The sequence below is a fragment of the Mesorhizobium sp. B4-1-3 genome (assembly GCF_006439355.1).
Classification (GTDB): domain Bacteria; phylum Pseudomonadota; class Alphaproteobacteria; order Rhizobiales; family Rhizobiaceae; genus Mesorhizobium.
In genome coordinates, this window is record NZ_VFTG01000005.1 from 136,626 (window position 1) to 151,612 (window position 14,987).

Here is a 14,987-nt window from a genome sequence, read left to right on the forward strand (position 1 = left end):
GATGGCTTGGCGAGCGAGGCTGCGATCGGACTTCAGTCCCCGACGTCGAGAAAATCAGGGCGCTTTGCCGAAACCAGCGAAATCGACTGCCTTCGGCTCGGGCACGTCGGGACAGATCGTGCGCAGCGTCTCCTGCGTCGCCGTAATGTCGGCCACGACCTCGTCGCGGGCGCGGGGGAAATCCTTGTCCTTGAGCGCCGCGATGATCGCGGCGTGACGCCCTGAGGGTTCCATGGTGCCGGCGCGCATCAGCGGCGCGACATGGTTGGACAACAGCCGCATATAGGGGCCGAAGCGCAGCCACAGCGTCTCGATCAACTGGAACAGCACGTCGGAGCCGGAAGCGCGATAGATGGTGAAGTGGAACTGCTGGTTCTTGGCGATCAGTTCGTAGATGCTGCCGTCGCGGCCTATCGCCTGCTGCTCGTCGGTGACCCTCTGCAGGGACGCGAGGTCGGCCGCGGTCAGGCGCGGCGCGCCGAGCTCGGCGGCCAGCCCTTCGACGGCGAACCGGGCGCGGCAGAGATCGTCGAGCCGCGCCCGCGTCACCACCGGCACGCAGGCCGAGCCGTTCTGCGAGATCTCCAGCGCGTTCTCCGCCGCCAGCCGCCGCAGGGCCTCGCGCACCGGCATGTTCGAGGTGCCGAAAGCCTCGGCCAGCGAGGCGATGGTCAGCACCTGGCCAGGATCGAAACTGCCGACCATCAAGGCATGCCGAAGCTGCTGATAGACGCTATCCTGGACAGTGATGCGTCCCGATACGGGTTCGAAGCCCAGAGTCACGCTTTTGCTTTCCTTGGATGCCGGCAAAGTCTATGTGCGAAGACGTACCCGCCGAAGTGGGCGTGATCATCTGATCACAGATTGTGGCGGTAGCCAAGCGGCGTTGCAAGGATTCAGTCAGACGAGCGTCGGCGCTTCCTCGACGTTGAAATCTTGGCGCCTTCGCTAAGCCTCGGGCCGCCTTGCGAGATGAAAACCCGTAGCGCCTCAGCTCACTCCGGAATGACCGCCATAGCCTGGATTTCCACCTTGGCGCGGTCTTCGACCAGCGCCACGACCTGCATGGCGGCCATAGCCGGAAAATGCCGGCCGATGATGGCGCGGTAGGCTTCGCCGATCCCTTTGAGGTTGGCGAGGTACTCGGTCTTGTCGGTGAAGTACCAGGTCATCGAGGTAATGTGCTGCGGTTCGCCACCCGCTGCGGCAAGCACCGCGACGACGTTGGCCAACGTCTGGCGCACCTGGCCGACGAAATCATCGGTCTCGAATTCGCATTCGGCGTTCCAGCCCACCTGGCCGCCGACAAAGACAAGCCGGCCACGCGCGGCCACGCCATTGGCATAGCCGACTGGTTTGGCCCAGCCCTCGGGCTGCAGGATGGTGTGCATGTCTCCCCCTATTTCAGATGCGATCGGCAACGGTTTCACGCTCCGCCCATCACCTGTCTCGCGATGACCACCTTCTGTACGTCCGAAGCGCCTTCATAGATGCGCAGCGCCCGGATCTCGCGATAGAGGCTCTCGACGATGTGGCCCTTGCGCACGCCGTCGCCGCCATGCAGCTGCACGGCCTTGTCGATCACCTCTTGCGCCTTGTCGGTGGCGAAGAGCTTCGCCATCGCCGCCTCGCGCGTCACTCGCGCGGCGCCCATGTCCTTGGTCCAGGCGGCGCGATAGACGAGGAGCGCGGCGGCGTCGACATCCAGCGCCATGTCGGCGATATGGCCCTGCACCATCTGCAGCTCGGCCATCGGCGCACCGAAGAGTTTGCGCTCCGCAGCTCTGCTGACGCTCTCGTCCAGCGCACGCCGCGCAAAGCCGAGTGCCGCTGCGCCCACCGTGGAGCGGAACACGTCGAGTACCGACATGGCAATGCGGAAACCATCGCCGGACTTGCCGATCAGCGCGGAAGCCGGAACCCGCACATTATCGAAGGAGAGCCGTGCCAGCGGATGCGGCGCGATCACCTGGAGCCGTTCGGCGATGCCAAGGCCCTTGGCGTCCCCGGGCACGATGAAAGCGGAGATCCCCTTGGCGCCCGGCACCTCGCCGGTGCGGGCAAAGACGACATAGAGGTCGGCGATGCCGCCATTGGAGATCCAGGTCTTTTCGCCCGACAGCACATAGTCGCCGCCGTCGCGGACTGCCGACATCTCCATATTGGCGGCATCCGATCCCGAGCGCGGCTCCGACAGCGCAAAGGCGGCAATCGCCTCGCCCGCCCGCGTCTTTTCCAGCCAGCGCTGTTGATCCGGCGTGCCGAACAGCGAGATCGCGCCGGTGCCAAGCCCCTGCATGGCGAAGGCGAAATCGGCGAGCCCGTCCTGGCGGGCAAGCGTCTCGCGCGTCATGCAGAGCGTGCGCACATCGAGCGGCGCGGGGTTGGCGGGGTCGAGCGCCGTCGGCTTCAGCCAGCCGTCGCGGCCGAGTTTCGCCACGAGCTCGCGGCAGGCGGCGTCGACATCGTGGTGGTCGACGGGCAGGTTTTTCGCGCACCAGGCGTCGAGGGTGTCGGCGAGTTGGCGGTGGCGGTCTTCGAAGAAGGGCCAGTTGAGGAAGGTCCGGTCAGGCATTCTCGCCTCCGCAGTGCTTTGAGCGTAGCGCTCCACGGCGCCCCCCTTTGTTCTGCCGGACATCTCCCCCTCTTGGGGGGAGATCGGATGTCGCCACTGCTTTCGCCAATCGCCAGCGTTGCACGAGAGGTGCTGCCAGCGAAGCTGCCAATCTCCCCCCTAGAGGGGGAGATGGCCGGCAGGCCAGAGGGGGGCGCTGTCCCGCCAGCGTTGGCAATAACGCACCCATCCTCAATTCCCCTCGAACACCGGCTTTTCCTTCGCCACGAACGCCTTGTACGCCCGTTCGAAATCACCGGTCTGCATGCAGATCGCCTGCGCCTGCGCTTCCGCCTCGATCGCCTGGTCGAGACCCATCGACCATTCCTGGTTGAGCTGCGTCTTGGTGATGCCATGCGCGAAGGTCGGGCCGGAAACGATGCGCGCGGCCATGTCGAGCGCATCGGCCTCCAGCGCCGCCGGTTCGACCAGCCGGTTGTAGAAACCCCAGCGCTCACCCTCAGCGGCGCTCATGGTGCGGCCGGTGTAGAGCAGCTCGGCGGCGCGGCCCTGGCCGATGATGCGCGGCAGGATCGCGCAGGCGCCCATGTCGCAGCCGGCAAGCCCGACGCGGGTGAACAGGAAGGCGGTTTTTGCTTCCGGCGTGGCGATGCGGATATCGGAGGCCATGGCGATGATCGCGCCGGCGCCAACCGCCACGCCGTCGACCGCCGAGATGATCGGCTTGCCGCAGTTCAGCATCGCCTTGACGAGATCGCCGGTCATGCGCGTGAAGGCGAGCAGTTGCTTCATGTCCATCTTGACCAGCGGCCCGATGATGTCATGGACATCGCCGCCGGAGCAGAAATTGCCGCCATTGGGCAGGAACACCACGGCGTCGACATCCTCGGCATAGACGAGCTCGCGAAACGTGTCGCGCAGCTCGGCATAGCTGTCGAAGGTCAGCGGGTTCTTGCGCTCGGGGCGGTCGAGCCGGATCTTCGCGACCTTGCCTTCGACCTCCCAGAGGAAGTGCTTCGGCTTGAGCCTGGCCATGGCGCTCACTCGCGTCCCTCCCAATTGCTGCGGAACGATTTCAGCATGCCGGTCAGCCGGCGCGCCTCATCCTCGCTGACGGTGCCGAGAAGCTCGCCGACCCAATTCTCATGCGCGGCGGCGATCGCGGCGAAAGATTTCGAACCTTCCTCGGTCAGGCGCACCATCGAGGTGCGGCGGTCGCCATTGCGCCGCGCCCGCGTCACCAGCCCTTCGGAAACCAGCCGGTCGACGATGCCGGTGACGTTGCCGTTCGACACCAGAAGGAAGCGCGACAGGTCGCTCATCAGCATGCCTTCCGGCGAGCGGTAGAGCGCCGCCATCACGTCGAAGCGCGGCAGCGTGGTGTCGAACTCCTTCTTCAGCCGCTCGCGCAGTTCGGCCTCGATGGTGCGCGAGGCGCGCAGCAGGCGGATCCACAGCCGCAGCCTCTCCTTGCCCGGCCCGATTGAGGTCGGTCCCGCTACCATGTCTCGCCTCCCGAAACCGAGATCGCCTGTCCGGTGATTGATCGCGCGGCATCGCTGCACAGCCAAAGCACCGCGGCCGCGACCTCTCCGGGTTGGATGAACCGGCCCTGCGGGTTCGTCGTTGCAAGACTTGCACGGGCATCCTTCGCCGAGCGGCCGGTTTTCTCGACGATGCGCGCGACGGACTCTTCGAGCATGTCGGTTTCGACGAAGCCGGGGCAGACGGCGTTGACCGTCACGCCTGACTTGGCAGTCTCGGAGGCCAGCGCCCGCATCAACCCGACGACGCCGTGCTTGGCGGCCACATAGGACGCGACATAGGCATAACCCTTCAAGCCGGCGGTCGAAGCGACAAAGACGATGCGACCGGTCTTCCGCGCCAGCATGCCGGCCAGCGCCGGCTTCATCGTCAGGAAGGCGCCGGTCAAATTGACGTCGAGCGTGCGCTGCCAGTCGGCCAGCGCAGTCTTGTGCGCCGGCGCGCTTGCCGCCATGCCGGCATTGGCGATGACGATGTCGAACGGTCCGCGCGCCGCTTCGGCCTTCTCGTGAAGGGCCGCCATCTCGGCTTCATTCGTGACATCGGCGGCGACAGCAAAGATCCGGTCACTTTCCTTCGCGACCTCGACCAGCGCCGCTTCACGCCGCCCGCAGATCGTAACGGCGACGCCGGCTTCCGCCAGCGACAGCGCGATAGCCTTGCCGACACCGGAGCCGCCGCCGGTGACCAGCGCATGCTTGCCGGCAATTTCGCGGGCGGCACTCATACTTTGAGCCCCGCGGCCGCTTCGCGCTCGGCCAGGCGGTAGATCTGGTCGCGTCCCCGCAGATAGGGGTCGGGCCATTTGACGCCGCGGTCGCCAAGTGTGACCGCCGCATGCAGCGTCCAGTAGGGATCGGTGAGATGCGGCCTGGCCAGCGCCACCAGGTCGGCGCGGCCGGCCATCAGGATCGAGTTGGCATGGTCGGGCTCATAGATGTTGCCGACCGCCATCGTCGCCATGCCGACCTCGTTGCGGATGCGGTCGGAGAACGGCGTCTGGAACATGCGGCCATAGACCGGTTTGGCGGCGATGGTGGTCTGCCCGGCCGAGACGTCGCAAAGATCGACACCGGCCTGGTGCAGCAGCCTGGCGATCTCGACCGCGTCGGCCGGGGTGACGCCTTCGATACCCACCCAGTCATTGGCAGAGATGCGCATCGAGATCGGCTTTTCGGCCGGCCACACGGCACGCACCGCATGGAAGATCTCCAGCGGATAGCGCATGCGGTTTTCCAGCGAGCCGCCATATTCGTCGGTGCGACGGTTCGTCAGAGGCGTGATGAAGGCGGAGAGCAGGTACCCATGCGCGGCATGGATCTCCAGCATGTCGAAACCGCATCGCTCGGCCATCTGAGCCGAAGCGACGAATTGGTCGCGCACCATGTCCATGTCGGCGCGGTCCATCGCTTTCGGCACCTGGTTCTGCGGCGACCAGGCGACAGCCGACGGCGCCATCACCGGCCAGTTGCCGGAAGGCAGCGGCTCGTCCGTCCCCTCCCAGCCGACGCGAGTCGAGCCCTTGGCGCCGGAGTGGCCGATCTGCGCGCAGATCTTGGCTTCCGTTTCGCCATGAACGAAATCGACCAGCCGCTTCCAGGCGACTTCATGTTCGGGTTTGTAGAAGCCGGGGCATCCGGGCGTAATGCGCCCCTCGGGGCTGACGCAGGTCATCTCGATATAGACGAGCCCCGCGCCGCCCTTGGCGCGCTCGGCATAATGGGCAAAATGCCAGTCGGTCGGGCAGCCGTCGACCGCCTTATATTGCGCCATCGGCGAAACGACGATGCGGTTGGTAAGTGCCATATCGCGCAGCTTGAACGGCGCAAACATCGGCGCGCGGCGCAGCATGTTGCCGCCGGCGCCGGCCTTGCGCTGGAACCACTCCTCGGCGCCCGCCAGCCATGCGGCGTCGCGCAGGCGCAGGTTCTCGTGGCTGATGCGCTGCGAGCGGGTGAGCAGCGAATAGTTGAACTGAACTGGATCAAGTCCGAGATACCGTTCGACTTCCTCGAACCATTCGAGAGAGTTGCGCGCCGCCGATTGCAGCTTCAGCACCTCGGTGCGCCGCGCATCCTCATATTTGCGGAACGCGGCCTCCAGATCGGGCTCGGTTTCGACATAATCGGCGAGCGCCACCGCGCTTTCGAGCGCCAGCTTGGTGCCGGAGCCGATCGAGAAATGGGCTGAAGCCGCGGCGTCGCCCATCAGCGCCAGGTTCTTGTACGACCAGCGCTCGCATAGCACGCGCGGGAAATTGATCCAGGCCGAACCCCTGATGTGGTTGGCGTTGGTCATCAGCGGATGACCGCCGAGATGCTTTGCGAAGATGCGCTCGCAGACCGCAATCGATTCCTGCTGCGTCATCTGGCCGAAGCCGAACGCAGCCCAGGTCTGCTCGCTGCATTCGACGATGAAGGTCGCGGTCTCGCTGTCGAACTGGTAGGCATGCGCCCACACCCAGCCATGCTCCGTCTTCTCGAAGATGAAGGTGAAGGCGTCGTCGAATTTCTGCGTGGTGCCGAGCCACACGAACTTGCATTTGCGGGTGTCGATATCCGGCTTGAAGACATCGGCGAAGGCCGCGCGCGACTTCGAGTTCAGCCCGTCCGCGGCGACCACCAGGTCGTGCGTTTCCATGAAGGGTTTCGGATCGGAAATCTCGGTCTCGAACATCATCTTGATGCCGAGCTCGCGGGCGCGCCGCTGCAATAGGACCAGGAGCCGCTTGCGCCCGATGCCGCAGAAGCCGTGGCCGGAAGACACTGTGCGCACGCCGTCATGGATGACGGCGATGTCATCCCAATAGGCAAAATGCTTCTTGATCCAGACGGCGCTGACCGGGTCGTTCCTGGTCAGGTTCTCCAGCGTCTCCGCGGACAGCACCACGCCCCAGCCGAACGTGTCGTCCGGGCGGTTGCGCTCATAGACCGTTACCTCATGCACGGCCTCGCGCAGCTTCAGCGAAATGGCAAAGTAGAGTCCGGCCGGACCGCCGCCGAGAACCGCAACCTTCATGTCTTGCGATCTCCTCTTCGCATCGGAGGTCGCCGGCAAGGCCGGCGATCCCGATTGTCAGTATCGCGCCGCACGGCGATTATTTCAAGCTTGAAGTTTCGTAATTGAATGATCGCCGCCGCCGCGTTGGTTCGTCACTTGGTGGGATCCTTCGGGCTCCAAAGCACCGTCTCGGCGCCCTTCTCATATGCCATGCCTTGGGGATAGCTGATCGCCTCCAGCTGCAGCCCCCACGGCGCCTGGAAATAGAGGATGGTCTGGCCCGCGGCCGGGCCTTCCTTGACCGGCAGCGGCCCCATCCTGGTCTTGACACCCTTGGCCTCCAGATAGGCCTTCGCGGCGGCGACATCGTCGACATAGAAGGCGATGTGGAAGCCGCCGATGTCGCTGTTCTTCGGCGTCAAATCCTTCTGGTCGGGTGCCGTGTATTTGAACAGCTCGATGTTCGAGCCATAACCGCAGCGGACCATGGTGATCTCCTCGATCACCGCCTTCGGATCGACCCCGAGCAGGTCCTGTATGAAGGTGCCCTTGTCGTCGGCGAACGGCCCGAAGGACATTGCCTTCTTGCAGCCGACGACATTGGTGAAGAAATCGACGGCCTGCTTCATGTCGGGCACGGTAATGCCGGTGTGGTCGTGGCCTCGCATGCCCGGAATCGCATCCGCGGAAGCCGCTCCCGCTGCGCCGGACAAGGAGGCCGCGAGGATCGCCGCCTGGACTGCGTATTTCATGTCACCCTCCGTTGGCGGGCTGACTTATCCTTGCGCACATCCGAGGCCCGCTGGTCGGCGTGCGGATATCGAAGCTCAGTTCATGCCGGCGCCTTCGGCCGCAGCCAGTCCGGATCGATCTCCGGCAGCGGAATGGCGGCGAGCAGGTCGCGCGTGTAGGCCTCCTTCGGATTGTCGAACAGGGCGTCGGTGGCGCCGGCCTCGACGATCCTGCCTTCCCGCATGACGATGACCTGCTGGCAGAGCCGCCGGATCACCGACAGGTCGTGGCTGATGAAGGCGACCGTCAGCCCCATCTCTGCCGCCAGCTTCTCCAGCAGCGTAAGGATCTGCGCCTGCGTCGAAACATCGAGGCCGGAGACGATCTCGTCGGCCAGCACGAATTTCGGCGACAGCGCCAGCGCGCGTGCGATGCCGACGCGCTGGCGTTGCCCGCCCGACAGCTCGTGGCGGTAGCGAGCGGCGAAACTCTGCGGCAGGCCGACGCGCTGCAGCGCTTCCGCCACGCGTTCTTTCAGCCGGTCGCCGAGGCCGTTCTGCCTCAAGGGAGCTGCGATGATGTTGAAGATCGTGTGGCGCGGATTAAGCGACGACATCGGGTCTTGGAAGATCATCTGCAGGTCGCGGCGCAGCGGCCTGAGCTCGGCTTCCGAAAGATGGGCGATATCGCGCCCTTCGAAGGTGATCGCGCCTGCGCTCGGCTCGAGCAACCTGACCAGCGCACGGCCGAGCGTCGACTTGCCGGAGCCGGATTCGCCGACGATGCCGGTGATCAATCCCTTGGGCAGGTCGAAGTCGAGCCCTTTGAGGATTTCGGCCAGCGGCGCTCGACCGATCAGCGGCTTGCGCGTCATGTCGGGCAGCGCCACCTTGAGCCCGCGCACCGAGAACAGCGGCTCAGTCATGGCGGGGCCTCCATGCCTGGTCTGCCGCCGCGATCTCCGCCGCAAGTCCGGCGAGCACGGTTTCGTCCACCGGCTTCAGCGATGCGTATGGATCGGTGTAGCGCGGCGTCGCCGCCATCAGCGCCCGCGTGTAGGGATGCTGCGGTGCTTCGAAGAGGGCAGCGGTCTCGGCTTCCTCGACCACTTTGCCGGCATAGAGCACCGACACTTTCTGGCTGATCTTGGCGACGACGCCGAGATCGTGGGTGACGAACAGGATCGCGGTGCCATGGTCGCGCTGCAGTTGCGCGATGAGCCGCAGGATCTGTTTCTGCACCGTCACGTCGAGCGCCGTCGTCGGCTCGTCGGCGACGATCAGCCTGGGCTCCGCCGCGAAGGCCGCGGCGATCAGCACGCGCTGCCGCATGCCGCCGGACAATTCATGCGGATAGCTCTTCAGCACACGCTCGGAATCGCGGATCTGCACCTCGTCGAGCAGCTGCCGGATACGCTTGTCGGCTTTCTCGCCGTTCCAGCCGAGGATTCGCACCAGCCGATCGATCATCTGCGCGCCGATGCGGCGCGACGGGTTGAGCGCAGTCAGCGGATCCTGTGGGATCAGCGCCGTGCGCGCGCCGATCAGGGTCCGCCGCGCCTTCGGATCGAGGCGTCCGAGGTCCTCGCCCTCGATCAGCATCTCGCCTTCGACGATGCGCACGCTTTTCGGCAGCACGCCGAGCACCGCCTTGCCGATCATCGTCTTCCCGGCGCCGCTTTCGCCGACCAGCGCGCGGACCTCGCCGGGGTGGACGCTGAGCGAAACGGAGCGCAGCACGCGCTGGCCGTTGGGCAGCACGGCGCTCAAGCCGCGGATATCTAGACATGGTTCCACATTGACGCTCATCGCAGCACCGGATCGAAGCGCGCCTTCAGCGCTTCGCCGAACTGACTGAAGGAGAGCACCGTGAGGATCAGCGTGATGAGCGGGAACACCAGCACCCACCAGGCCTGATGGATCGACAGCCGGCCCTCGGCGATGATGCTGCCCCAGGTCGGGTCGTCGGTCGAGATCGACAGGTTGACGAAGGACAGGATCGCCTCGACGATCACGGCGATGCCCATCTCGAGCGACAGGAGCGCCACCACCGACGGCAGCACATTGGGCAGCACTTCGCGCAGCATTATGCCGATGCGGCCATAGCCGGCGATGCGTGCGCTCTCGACATAATCCATGCGCGCCTGGCTCATTGCCTCGGCGCGGATCACCCGGCAGAAGCGTGTCCAGTCGATGATAGCGATGGCAAGGATGACGGAGCTCAAGCCGGTGCCCAGCACCGCGACCAGCAGGATCGCGAACAGCACCGGCGGGAACGCCATCCACACATCGACGATGCGCGAGATGATGCGGTCGGCCCAGCCGCCGACATAGCCGGCGATCAGGCCGAGCGCGGAGCCGAGAAGGCAGGCGGACGTCGCCGCGGCGAAGGCGACAATAAAGGCGATGCGGCCGCCGAAGATCAGGCGCGACAGCAGATCGCGTCCGAGGCTGTCGGTGCCCAGCCAATAGCCGGGCTCGGCGCCGTCCAGCCAGAAGGGCGGCAGGCGCTCAAGCATCAGGTCCTGCGCCAAGGGATCCTGCGGCGCCACCAGCGGCGCAAAGATGGCGGCAAGCAGCGCAAGGAGCAGCCAGCCGCCGGCCAGCCACAGCCGCGGGCTCAAGCCACGTCGGGCGATGCTCGCCTCATCCATGGCGAAGCCTCGGATTGAGCAGCGCATACATCATGTCGACGGCGAGGTTGATCAGCACGAAGAGCAGCGCGAACACCAGCACGATGCCCTGGATCAGCGGCAGGTCGCGATTGACGACGGCGTCGATCGCCATGTTGCCGAGCCCCTCATAGGAGAACAGCCGCTCGACGATGACGGTGCCGCCGATGAGGAAGGTGAACTGCACGCCGACCAGCGTCAGCGTCGGCAGCGCCGCGTTCTTCAGCGCCTCGCGCAGGACCACCTGCGTCTCGGAAAAACCCTTCACGCGCGCCAGCACGACATAGTCGAGATCGAGCACCTCCTTCAGCGATTGTTTCAAGAGCTGCGCGATGATCGCCGCCAGCGGCAGCGCCAAGGCAACGGCCGGCATCAGCATATGTTTGAGCAGGTCCCAGGTGAGGTCGAAACGAAGCCTGAGGATGCTCTCGACCAGATAGAACTGGGTGACGAAAGGCAGGTCGAGCTGCGGCGACACCCGGCCGGAAATGTCGAAGACGGGCACGAGCACACCGAATAGCAGGATCAGCACCAGGCCCCACAGGAAATCGGGGATTGAGAGCGTCGCGCCGCTCACGATGTCGATGCCGGTTTCAACCGCCGTGCCGCGCGAGCGCGCGCCGAGGATCGCGGCGCTCGTGCCGAGCGCGATCGCCATCAGCAATGCCACGGTCGCCAGCTCCAGCGTCGCGGGCAGCCGGTTGAAGACCAGGCCGAGCACGTCCTGGCGCAATGAAATCGAGGCCCCGAAATTCCCATGCAGCACGCCGCCGAGCCAAATGAAGAATTGCTGCACGATGCCCTTGTCGAGCCCGTAAAGCGCCCGCAGCCGCGCAATGTCGTCGTCACTCGCGCCGGGCGGTAGCATCATGGCGATCGGGTCGCCGGGCGCGACGCGGATGACGACGAAGACGACGATGGCGACGCCGAAAAGCGTCACCAGCATCGTCAACAGACGTACGAGGAATCTCTGCAGCAGCATGCGGCCCTAATCACTCTGAACGGACTCCCCCTCATCCGGCCCCTTCGCGGCCACTTTCTCCCAGGTGGGGAGAAGAGACTGGCTCAGCCGTCGGCGACCTCTTCTCCCTTGGGGGAGAAGGTGGCCCGGAGGGCCGGATGAGGGGGCTGCGTCGTTGAAGGAGACACGCTACCGCGCCTCCTCATTTCGATCAGGCGGCCGGGGTCATCAGCGCCGGCAGCAGCGCGCCTGACACATGCTGTACGACATTGACCTTCTTCGAATGCACGATCGGTTGCGCATACTGGATCAGGGAAAGCACATAGGCCTGCTCGGCGATGTATTTGTCGACCGCCTTCCAGCCGGCGATGCGCTTGGCCTCGTCCTTCTCGCCCCACAACGGCCCGATCTTGGCGTCGAGATCGTCCGTCTTCCACGACGAATGCGGCGACGGTCCGAACATGGCGAAGCCGGTCGAGGTGGTCGGGTCGCCGATCGAGTTGCCCCAGTTGTAGAAGGCGGCCGGCGCCAGCTTGTGCGCGGCACGTAGCTCGTAATGCTTGGCGATCTCGTAGACCTCGATCTCGGCCTCGATGCCGACCTTGCGCCACATGCCGACGATCGCCTGCACCATCTCGTAATCCTTGGGCTTGAAGCCCTTGGTGGTCTGGATGGTGAACTTGGCCGGCTTCTTGGTCGAATAGCCGGAGGCGGCGAGCAACTCCTTGGCCTTCTCCGGATTGTGCTCGACCTTGATCGACGGATCGAAGGCCGCGTATTCCGGCGTTTCCAGCGTGTCGATCGGCTGGCCGTAGCCGCGCAGCAGCCGCTTGACCAGGAGCTCCTTGTCCACCGCCATCACGGCCGCCTGCCGCACGTTCTTGTCGAGCATGGCGTCCTTGTTGTTGAAGAAGATCATGCCGATGTCGGAGACGTTCTTGATCGAGCCGGCGAGCCCTTCCTTGGCGATCAGCCGGTCATATTCCTCATAGGGAATTTCGAGCGTCACCTGCGAGGAGCCGGACTCGATCTCGGCGACGCGGCTCGCCGCGTCGGTCACGAATTTGATCGTCACATTCTCGAAGGCGGGCTTCGTGCCCCAGTAATGCGGATTGGCCTTGAGCCGCAGGAACGCGTTGCGCTCGAACTTGTCGACCATATAGGGGCCGGTGCCGATTGGCGCCTTCTCGAAGCCTTCCGCGCCGACCTTCTCGTAATAGGCCTTGGGCAGGATGTAGCCGGTCAGGAACGACATCCACTTGAAATAGACGGGGTCGAACTGCACGACGTCGCCGGTGATCTTGTTGCCGTCGATCTTGAAGTTGTTGACGTTCTTCCAGACGAACTGGATCGGATTGCCGGTCTTCTCGTCGCCGGCGCGGGTCAGCGACCACACCACGTCTTCAGCCGTGAACGGCGAGCCATCATGCCATTTCACGCCGTCGCGCACCGTCATCGTCACCTTGGTGCGGTCGTCGTTCCAGCCCCATTCGGTGAGCAGTCCGGGCGTGAACGAAAGGTCCGGCTTCTGGCCGATGATCTGGTCGAACACCGACTGGTAGAGCCCTTGGATCGTCGGGTTGACGGCCGAAGGTCCAGTGGTCGGGTCCCAGGAGGGCAGGTTGACGTTGTAGGCGATGGTGAGCTCGCCCGCCGCCTTTGCAGCCTTCGGCAAGCCAAGCGTCGCGGCCCCGATCGCTGCGGCGCCATAGCCAAGCAAGTCACGTCTGTTGATGGTCATGGTCGTTCCCCTTGTTGGTTGTCATTTGTACGCGCGGCGTTCTCATTCGGTGGTGGGCAACCGCGCCTTGTCCATCCCGGAATCTCTTTGGCTCAACCTCCTCCGAGCTGTTGGGCGAGCATGTAGCCGGAGCCCGCGCCCGTTCCGGCGCCCGGCCATGTGGCGGCGCCGGTGAGGTAGAGGTTCGGGACCGGCGTGTTCCAGCGCGCGAAGGACCGCGCCGGGCGGAAGAGGAAATTCTGCGCCAGATGGTGGCTGCCGCAGATCTGGTCGCCACCGACGAGGTTCGGGTTCTCGCGCTCGAGGTCGAGCGGCGAGAAGATCGCGCGGCCAAGGATTTTCTGCCGCAGGCCCGGCGCATAGCTCTCGATGATGTCGAGCACGCGCTCGGCATAGGCGTCCTTGACTGCATCCCAATGGGCAGGGGCGATCTTGCCGGCCATGTCTCCGGCAATCTCGGCCGGCAGCATGCGCACTTGCACCCACAGCACATGCTTGCGTTGCGGCGCGCGCGACGGATCGACGGCCGTCGGCTGGCCCACCACGAGAACGGGCTGGTCGGGCAGCAGGCCGGCGATCGCCTGCTGGTAGACGCGCGACATAGCGTCGAGCGACGGTGCCAGATGCACATAGGCGAACTGCCGAAGCTCTGAACCGGCGCTCCAGTCCGGCAGGTCGTCCAGCGCCAGATGGATCATCATCGTGCCCGGCGCATAGCGGAATGTCTTCATCGCCGCGTCGAAGCCGGCGTCGCCCGAGCCGTTGGGCAGCAGCTTGCCCGGCAGGGCCTTCGGCGCGACACCGGCGACGACGGCCTTGGTCGCGACATGCGTTTCGCCGGATGCCAACCGCACCCCGGTCGCCTTGCCGCCGGAAACGGTGATCTCGGCGACATCCGCGCCGGTCGTGATCTGGCCGCCGGCCGCCTTCACCATGCCGGCCAGCGCGCGGATGATCGTATCGGCGCCGCCTTTGCCCAGCACCATGCCGAAACTCTGGTTGGCCATCGATTCCAGGTAGGGGAACACGGCACCCCCGGCGATGTCGGGCGCGAAGTCGAGATGCATGCCCCAGGCGGCGAGCGTCGTGCGCACATGCGGCGTCTCGAAATTTTCCTCGAGCCACGCGCGCGGTGACGACAACAGCAATCGGGCCGTATCGAGCGCGCCGGAAAAACCCTTCTTGCGCCAGAGATTCCAGCCTGTGCCGGCCAGCGCCCTTGCACTCATCGGCGAACCCAGCAGGCGGAACAGATGCTTGGCCTCACCCGGGAAGGTAGCGACCAGTTTCCGCCATGTGGCCGCGTCCGCCGCGGAGAAGGCGGCCAACCGCGATGCGGTCTTTTCGAGGTCATTGCTGACGCCGAACCATTTGCCGTCCGGAAAGGCGCTGGCGAAACAATCGGCCACCGGCGCGAACTCCAGCCCATGGGTTTTCAATTCATTTGCATATTTCCGGTGGAAGCCGGAGCCGGCGAAAAGGCTTAAATTCATCGCGCCGAAATCGTGCCGGAAACCGGGAAGCGTGTATTCGGCGGTCCGCACCGCGCCGCCGATCGTTTCGCTGCGCTCGAAAACCGCTATTTTCCAGCCTTTGAGCGCCAAATGCGCGGCGCATGCCAGACTGTTGTGGCCCGCCCCGACAAAGATGGCGTCGAACTCGCTCACGCCCCGCCCCAAAATGCTTTATGCTTAAAGATAATTGCAGATGCATATGTTTTCGTCTAGTAGGTATATTAAGGGCCGCAACGAGCCTTGATGAT

14 protein-coding genes are annotated in these 14,987 nt (G+C 64.9%); all 14 read right to left on the reverse strand.

Annotated elements, in window-relative coordinates; genetic code table 11:
- Window positions 1-54: 54 nt before the first annotated feature.
- Window positions 55-783: a GntR family transcriptional regulator gene (locus tag FJW06_RS09465; RefSeq protein ID WP_140750888.1), complete on the reverse strand. Its 729-nt coding sequence runs from the start codon at window positions 781-783 to the stop codon at window positions 55-57.
- 212 nt (window positions 784-995) lie between these two features.
- The gene (locus FJW06_RS09470) at window positions 996-1,391 is read right to left on the reverse strand and encodes a RidA family protein (RefSeq protein WP_140750890.1); all 396 of its coding nucleotides are present in this window, start codon (window positions 1,389-1,391) and stop codon (window positions 996-998) included.
- Window positions 1,392-1,426: 35 nt separating this feature from the next.
- On the reverse strand, window positions 1,427-2,575 hold the full coding sequence (locus tag FJW06_RS09475) for an acyl-CoA dehydrogenase family protein (RefSeq protein WP_140750892.1): 1,149 nt from the start codon (window positions 2,573-2,575) through the stop codon (window positions 1,427-1,429).
- A gap of 231 nt (window positions 2,576-2,806) precedes the next feature.
- Entirely contained in the window at window positions 2,807-3,619 is an 813-nt protein-coding gene (locus FJW06_RS09485; RefSeq protein WP_140750894.1) for an enoyl-CoA hydratase family protein, read from the reverse strand.
- A complete protein-coding gene (locus FJW06_RS09490; protein WP_140750896.1) occupies window positions 3,616-4,080 on the reverse strand; it encodes a MarR family transcriptional regulator in 465 nt (154 codons plus the stop codon). Before FJW06_RS09490 ends, FJW06_RS09485 begins: the two co-directional genes overlap by 4 nt.
- Window positions 4,074-4,847 (reverse strand): SDR family NAD(P)-dependent oxidoreductase, encoded by a 774-nt coding sequence (locus FJW06_RS09495; protein WP_140750898.1) that lies wholly within the window; start codon window positions 4,845-4,847, stop codon window positions 4,074-4,076. The genes FJW06_RS09490 and FJW06_RS09495 overlap by 7 nt, the downstream gene beginning before the upstream one ends.
- Window positions 4,844-7,138: a bifunctional salicylyl-CoA 5-hydroxylase/oxidoreductase gene (locus FJW06_RS09500; RefSeq protein WP_140750900.1), complete on the reverse strand. Its 2,295-nt coding sequence runs from the start codon at window positions 7,136-7,138 to the stop codon at window positions 4,844-4,846. The genes FJW06_RS09495 and FJW06_RS09500 overlap by 4 nt, the downstream gene beginning before the upstream one ends.
- Window positions 7,139-7,272: 134 nt before the next feature.
- Window positions 7,273-7,872, reverse strand: a complete 600-nt coding sequence (locus FJW06_RS09505; RefSeq protein ID WP_140750902.1) for a VOC family protein — start codon at window positions 7,870-7,872, stop codon at window positions 7,273-7,275.
- A gap of 80 nt (window positions 7,873-7,952) precedes the next feature.
- Window positions 7,953-8,777 carry an ATP-binding cassette domain-containing protein gene (locus tag FJW06_RS09510; RefSeq protein WP_140750904.1) on the reverse strand — a complete coding sequence of 275 codons (825 nt, stop codon included), beginning with the start codon at window positions 8,775-8,777 and terminating at the stop codon, window positions 7,953-7,955.
- Entirely contained in the window at window positions 8,770-9,660 is an 891-nt protein-coding gene (locus FJW06_RS09515; RefSeq protein WP_140750906.1) for an ABC transporter ATP-binding protein, read from the reverse strand. The genes FJW06_RS09510 and FJW06_RS09515 overlap by 8 nt, the downstream gene beginning before the upstream one ends.
- Window positions 9,657-10,505 carry an ABC transporter permease gene (locus FJW06_RS09520; protein WP_140750908.1) on the reverse strand — a complete coding sequence of 283 codons (849 nt, stop codon included), beginning with the start codon at window positions 10,503-10,505 and terminating at the stop codon, window positions 9,657-9,659. The genes FJW06_RS09515 and FJW06_RS09520 overlap by 4 nt, the downstream gene beginning before the upstream one ends.
- Window positions 10,498-11,505 carry an ABC transporter permease gene (locus tag FJW06_RS09525; protein WP_140750910.1) on the reverse strand — a complete coding sequence of 336 codons (1,008 nt, stop codon included), beginning with the start codon at window positions 11,503-11,505 and terminating at the stop codon, window positions 10,498-10,500. Before FJW06_RS09525 ends, FJW06_RS09520 begins: the two co-directional genes overlap by 8 nt.
- A 190-nt stretch (window positions 11,506-11,695) precedes the next feature.
- On the reverse strand, window positions 11,696-13,225 hold the full coding sequence (locus FJW06_RS09530; protein WP_140750912.1) for an ABC transporter substrate-binding protein: 1,530 nt from the start codon (window positions 13,223-13,225) through the stop codon (window positions 11,696-11,698).
- Window positions 13,226-13,317: 92 nt separating this feature from the next.
- The gene (locus FJW06_RS09535) at window positions 13,318-14,892 is read right to left on the reverse strand and encodes an NAD(P)/FAD-dependent oxidoreductase (protein ID WP_140750914.1); all 1,575 of its coding nucleotides are present in this window, start codon (window positions 14,890-14,892) and stop codon (window positions 13,318-13,320) included.
- Between the last annotated feature and the right edge of the window lie 95 nt (window positions 14,893-14,987).

Bases quoted from the DNA above. Each gene is read 5' to 3' on its own strand.
- FJW06_RS09470 (WP_140750890.1), bottom strand. From the start codon at position 1,391: ATGCACACCATCCTGCAGCCCGAGGGCTGGGCCAAACCAGTCGGCTAT.
- FJW06_RS09475 (WP_140750892.1), bottom strand. From the start codon at position 2,575: ATGCCTGACCGGACCTTCCTCAACTGGCCCTTCTTCGAAGACCGCCAC.
- FJW06_RS09490 (WP_140750896.1), bottom strand. From the start codon at position 4,080: ATGGTAGCGGGACCGACCTCAATCGGGCCGGGCAAGGAGAGGCTGCGG.
- FJW06_RS09495 (WP_140750898.1), bottom strand. From the start codon at position 4,847: ATGAGTGCCGCCCGCGAAATTGCCGGCAAGCATGCGCTGGTCACCGGC.
- FJW06_RS09500 (WP_140750900.1), bottom strand. From the start codon at position 7,138: ATGAAGGTTGCGGTTCTCGGCGGCGGTCCGGCCGGACTCTACTTTGCC.
- FJW06_RS09505 (WP_140750902.1), bottom strand. From the start codon at position 7,872: ATGAAATACGCAGTCCAGGCGGCGATCCTCGCGGCCTCCTTGTCCGGC.
- FJW06_RS09510 (WP_140750904.1), bottom strand. From the start codon at position 8,777: ATGACTGAGCCGCTGTTCTCGGTGCGCGGGCTCAAGGTGGCGCTGCCC.
- FJW06_RS09515 (WP_140750906.1), bottom strand. From the start codon at position 9,660: ATGAGCGTCAATGTGGAACCATGTCTAGATATCCGCGGCTTGAGCGCC.
- FJW06_RS09520 (WP_140750908.1), bottom strand. From the start codon at position 10,505: ATGGATGAGGCGAGCATCGCCCGACGTGGCTTGAGCCCGCGGCTGTGG.
- FJW06_RS09525 (WP_140750910.1), bottom strand. From the start codon at position 11,505: ATGCTGCTGCAGAGATTCCTCGTACGTCTGTTGACGATGCTGGTGACG.
- FJW06_RS09530 (WP_140750912.1), bottom strand. From the start codon at position 13,225: ATGACCATCAACAGACGTGACTTGCTTGGCTATGGCGCCGCAGCGATC.